Annotated in this window: 7 protein-coding genes and 1 pseudogene; 7 read left to right on the forward strand and 1 reads right to left on the reverse strand. The window is 54.6% G+C overall.

Features of this window, described 5'->3' with window-relative positions:
- The first annotated feature begins 248 nt into the window (after positions 1-248).
- The 5 genes and pseudogenes from H0V34_13975 (at position 249) to H0V34_13995 (ending at position 2204) form a co-directional block, all read left to right on the forward strand.
- Positions 249-487 (forward strand): annotated as a pseudogene (locus tag H0V34_13975) (type II toxin-antitoxin system RelE/ParE family toxin).
- Positions 487-795: a HigA family addiction module antidote protein gene (locus tag H0V34_13980; protein MBA2492746.1), complete on the forward strand. Its 309-nt coding sequence runs from the start codon at positions 487-489 to the stop codon at positions 793-795. Before H0V34_13975 ends, H0V34_13980 begins: the two are co-directional and overlap by 1 nt.
- 165 nt (positions 796-960) lie before the next feature.
- Positions 961-1551 (forward strand): hypothetical protein, encoded by a 591-nt coding sequence (locus H0V34_13985; GenBank protein MBA2492747.1) that lies wholly within the window; start codon positions 961-963, stop codon positions 1549-1551.
- 64 nt (positions 1552-1615) lie between these two features.
- A complete protein-coding gene (locus H0V34_13990) occupies positions 1616-1834 on the forward strand; it encodes a transcriptional regulator (GenBank protein MBA2492748.1) in 219 nt (72 codons plus the stop codon).
- 1 nt (position 1835) lies between these two features.
- Positions 1836-2204, forward strand: coding sequence for a hypothetical protein (locus H0V34_13995; protein MBA2492749.1), 369 nt, complete (start codon positions 1836-1838; stop codon positions 2202-2204).
- Between the two features lie 577 nt (positions 2205-2781).
- Here H0V34_13995 and H0V34_14000 read toward each other — a convergent pair.
- The gene (locus tag H0V34_14000) at positions 2782-3384 is read right to left on the reverse strand and encodes a hypothetical protein (GenBank protein ID MBA2492750.1); all 603 of its coding nucleotides are present in this window, start codon (positions 3382-3384) and stop codon (positions 2782-2784) included.
- 106 nt (positions 3385-3490) lie between these two features.
- Here H0V34_14000 and H0V34_14005 point away from each other — a divergent pair, with 106 nt between their 5' ends.
- Positions 3491-3802 carry a hypothetical protein gene (locus H0V34_14005; GenBank protein ID MBA2492751.1) on the forward strand — a complete coding sequence of 104 codons (312 nt, stop codon included), beginning with the start codon at positions 3491-3493 and terminating at the stop codon, positions 3800-3802.
- 173 nt (positions 3803-3975) lie between these two features.
- Positions 3976-4575 (forward strand): type I restriction enzyme HsdR N-terminal domain-containing protein (locus tag H0V34_14010; protein MBA2492752.1); only part of this gene is annotated, 600 nt, incomplete at its 3' end.

The following is a 4575-nucleotide window of genomic DNA, read 5'->3' on the forward strand; positions in this document are numbered from 1 at the left end:
TCGCCGTGTACGACGATGACGGCGAACTGGTGTGCGTCACCGTCTACAAGAAAGGCGCGCGCGAAGTCGTGCGCCGCCTAGCAGCTTTGATCCCGTCTCCAACCGGACCGTCATCTCCAGCGATCGACGAAACCGAACGCGGCCGCAGTAGCCGATCGCGCGCGCAACGCCAGTGCATGGAATCCCTTCGCCAGCGTTTCCGCGCTGTCATGTAATGGATTACAATAGACTGCGATGGATTGCATCGGATGATTCGCAGTTTTAGGCATCGCGGCCTGGAGCGGTTCTTTCGCAACGGCGACCATCGTGCTATCCCGGCGCGAAGCGCCGCACGCATCGAGCGCACGCTAGACCGCCTGGACGCGGCGCTGAGCGCACAAGACATGAACCTGCCGCCTGCGCAATCGCCGTAACGGGTAACTGGCGGATCACCTTCCGTTTCGAAGGTGAGGACGCCATCGAAGTCGATCTTGAGGATTACCACTAATGAGCATGCGAAACCCTAAACGCCGGCCGACGCATCCGGGCGCGGTGCTGCGCGAGGATGTCTTACCGGCGCTGGCTATGTCGCAAACGGAGTTCGCCAAGCGCCTGGGCGTGTCGCGCCTGAGCGTGTCCGAACTGCTACATGAGAAGCGCGCGCTGTCGCCGGACATGGCGGTGCGGATTGGACGGCTGTTGAGCACCACGGCGGAAAGCTGGCTGCGGATGCAAACGGCGGTAGACCTGTGGGAGATCGGCCAAGAGCCGCAACGATTGCAAGGCATCGTGCCGATTACGCATCAAGCCGCCTGAGAGTTCGCCGCACCTAGGCTGGCTACCAAAAACCGGGACAACCTCACCCGGCTGGCGCGATTCCTGCTTTTAGGGGCCAAACAGTTAAGGGGCCCTGACTTGGCCGGAGTACGACCACCAAGCAATCGCTATCTCTGGCGGCAGCGTCTTATTCAAACTCTCGGAATGAAACGCGAGAAAGCTGCGGCCATTTTGCGCGACGCAGGCTTTAATCCCGATGCTCTAAATACTGAGGACAAAAAATTCACCGACTCTGTTGCCTATCGCAACGAAGGCGCGCTTCCGAGTGGTTTCATGATTTTCGATCCAGACTCATTTTATGGGCCAGCGTTGCCGGCGCGAATGATGCTGCGTTGGAGCCGTCTCATGAACGAGTTAATTGACGACGACACTGTGGACATTCTCCCTATTGGTTATGCGTTTGATCTTGGGAGGTGGTTTGAACGCACAGATCTGAGCATGAATATTCCTGAGATAAAGCTAGAATTTCAAGTACAAAGAAATAAGGAAGTCGCCTCTAAATCCAGAGCGGACGCGCTGCAAACGCTCATCATCGATATTTTGACAGACGATCCGTCACTTCGTGCGAGGGAAGTTCTGGCTAAGCTACACAACTACGTCAGGCAAGGTGTCATTGAGTCCATCACGGACGACGTGATTGAGTGGACGGATAAGCAAGGTACGGTCAAAGAAACCAAGATCAAAGCTCTAAAGGATCGTGTCAGTCGGTCTAAGAGACACCAAAATTCGCCGTAACCGGCTAGCGCGAACCGCACAAGGCAGGATTGCAACGTCTATTACTGGATAGGAGCGATCTAAGATGCACAACCTGCCTGATTGGGCCTACCTAAGGCTCAAACAAATCATCGGCGATCCCAAAGCCGACCCGCCAATTCCGGCCATCATCCCCGTCAGCAAAAGTGCGTGGTGGGCGGGCGTGAAAACAGGCCGATACCCTAAACCTGAAAAACTAGGCCCGCATACTACCGTTTGGCGAGTAGGTGTTATCCGACGGCTGGCCGAGCTGGAGGCGGATTGATATGGATACAAAAACAAAAGCCGCCGCCCGTGGCGACGGTCAAGCGGCACAAGCAACTGTCCTGGCGGTACAAGCAAAGGATACCACACGCCGCGCTGACCCGATCACCTTTTACTTACCGATCAATGACAGGTTCAGGCTGACCGCTGACGAACGCTGCTGGCGTATCGAGCAACGCCGCAAAGGTGGCGAATGGCGGCCGGTCGAATATCACACCACCATTGATGCGGCGGTCAACAATCTCAGCGGCAGGCTGCTACGCACGGCGGAAGTGCAATCCCTGGCCGATGCCTTAGGCGCGATTGAAAACGTCTCGCGCACGCTCACGCGGGCGCTGGCACCGCGTTTCAAGGCGGAGCGACGCCAATAATGGCGCGCGATAGACTCAAGAGCAAAGGCAGACGCGAGCGCGGTAGCTTCATTGCGCTTTCGAAAGCTATCATTAACAGTCGTGAATACGCGCGGTTATCCGCCTATGCCGTCAAACTATTCGTAGACCTATATTCACAGTTTAATGGTGGGAATAATGGTGACTTGTGCGCCTGCTGGAGGTTGATGCGAGTACGCGGTTGGCGCTCGAAGGCCACGCTACATCGCGCGACGCGGGAGTTATGCGACAAGGGCTTTATCATCGTGGCGCGACAGGGCGGCAGGAATAAGCCGACCTTGTACGCGCTGACGTGCTTAGCAGTTGATGAATGCGGCGGTAAACTCGATATTCGAGCGACCGTAATCCCCTTTGGTGGGTGGCGTGAAAACAGTTTTTGTACTTCATATGTGAGGCAAGTTAACCCTGTAGCTGTACCAAGTTAGTACACATATGGCGCACAGGAATAAGGACAGTCCCAATTGCGTACCAGTCAAGCCAGTTTCCCACTTGCTGTTACTTCATATATGGGCACCTTTATAGATATATACCAAGGGCAAAGCATTCTTGGCTTCAAAATTCACGGCGTGTCAGCTTTCCACTCCTTCCAAGTGGACGGTGGTTCATCGACATAAGGCACGGTGTCAAGAAGCCTGCTGACAGTCGCGTCTCGTCGATCGGCTAATACATTCGCTGCGAACTCGTTAACGGAACTCGCCACGGTTTCCGAGAAAGATTCATTAAGGTTGTCAGAAGCAATAGCTACCGACCTATTAGAGTAAGTCAGCGCGTCCATGAAGATTTTAAACTCCCCATATTGCCCGTATGTTGCCATTACATTGCTCTGCACTTCTACCGCTATATCACCGAAGCATACGCCAGCTTTTGTTCTTCCGCCGAGGCCAGTTATTGTTACCAATGGCGCATGCAACGGGTGTGCGACGAGCGGCTCCATGAATACGCCGATCCCGCTCTGCTCAAATGTCAGCCTGGCGCCTTGAACCACAGCATCCGCATTCGTCCAGCAGTTGCCGTCTACTTGATCGTCGATTTGAAGTTCAACAAAATGCACAAGCCCGACCGGCTTAGAAACATAAACAGGGGCATGCGCTTCCACTTGACCAAATGAGCGTGAGGTTGCGAATGCTGAACCAACAATTACTATGAGAGTTAGTGGCCACATGGTCTATCTCTTTTGACGGGGTTCCATTACGCATAACGATCGCCCATGCCGCTTCACTGCCACCTTAGCGCTTTTTGCCAACTTTCTAAAGTAGACTAACTCAGATATGGCACAGGGACACAAAACAGGCGGCAGAAGCAAAGGCACGCCAAACCGCAAGACCCGAGCCGTGATCGACCGGCTGGAGGCGATGGGATGCGATCCGATAGAGGGCATGGCTAGGATTGCTATGGATGAGGCGGCGGATTTGAGCATCCGGGCGCAAATGTTCAAAGAACTGGCGCAGTATGTCGCACCGAAACGTAAGGCGATTGAGATAACAGGCGAAGATGGCGGGCCGATCAAAGGAGAGTTCTCTCTTGCCAAATGGCTGGATCAGCATTCGGGCAGTACGTTAGGGCCGCCTAGTGAGCGTTAGACAAGCAACGTTCAGCGTCGCGGTGTTGCTTTGCGCCTATAGTCAAGACCTCAACCCCAAGCCTACTTCCTGCAAAGAAGCGGGTTTGCCTAATATCCAGCCAGATCAGGGAGAATGCGTGTGACCTTACGATTATGTCGGCAACGCCAACTTCACACCTCGGTGCAGAAGCCATGAATGAAGCCACTGCCCGCATCAAAATCAACAAGCTACTCGAAGCGGCGGGGTGGCGCTTCTTCGCGGATGAACACGGCCCCGCCAACATTCGGCTCGAATCCACCACTACGATCAAAGCGTCCGACCTGGACGCCTTAGGCGACAACTTCGAGAAGACAAAGAAAGGCTACCTCGACTTCCTGCTTCTCGACCCCAAAGGCTTTCCGTTGATCGTGCTTGAAGCGAAGGCTGAGGGCATTGAGCCGCTAAGCGCCAAGGAGCAGACGCGTAAATACGCGCGTTCGCAGAACTGCCGATTCATCATCCTATCCAACGGAAACCTGCATTACTTCTGGGATCTTGAACGGGGCAATCCTTACCTGATAACGTCGTTCCCGTCGCCAGATTCGGTAATCGGCTATCAGAAGATTGTCCCTAACGCCCAGCGTCTCATCGACGAGCAGGTACAAGACGACTACATCGCCCTTACGCAACGACCGGCATATGCGTCAGAAGCGGCATGGAGAATCGAGGAAGAACGTCCCGCCTACATTCAGCTCAACAAACTGCGTTTTCTGCGTTCCTACCAACTCAAGGCGATCCACGCGCTGCAACGG

The sequence above is a fragment of the Gammaproteobacteria bacterium genome (assembly GCA_013696315.1).
In the GTDB taxonomy this organism is placed as follows: Bacteria; Pseudomonadota; Gammaproteobacteria; order JACCYU01; family JACCYU01; genus JACCYU01.

Bases quoted from the DNA above. Each gene is read 5' to 3' on its own strand.
- H0V34_13980 (MBA2492746.1), top strand. From the start codon at position 487: ATGAGCATGCGAAACCCTAAACGCCGGCCGACGCATCCGGGCGCGGTG.
- H0V34_13990 (MBA2492748.1), top strand. From the start codon at position 1,616: ATGCACAACCTGCCTGATTGGGCCTACCTAAGGCTCAAACAAATCATC.
- H0V34_14000 (MBA2492750.1), bottom strand. From the start codon at position 3,384: ATGTGGCCACTAACTCTCATAGTAATTGTTGGTTCAGCATTCGCAACC.
- H0V34_14005 (MBA2492751.1), top strand. From the start codon at position 3,491: ATGGCACAGGGACACAAAACAGGCGGCAGAAGCAAAGGCACGCCAAAC.
- H0V34_13985 (MBA2492747.1), top strand. From the start codon at position 961: ATGAAACGCGAGAAAGCTGCGGCCATTTTGCGCGACGCAGGCTTTAAT.
- H0V34_13995 (MBA2492749.1), top strand. From the start codon at position 1,836: ATGGATACAAAAACAAAAGCCGCCGCCCGTGGCGACGGTCAAGCGGCA.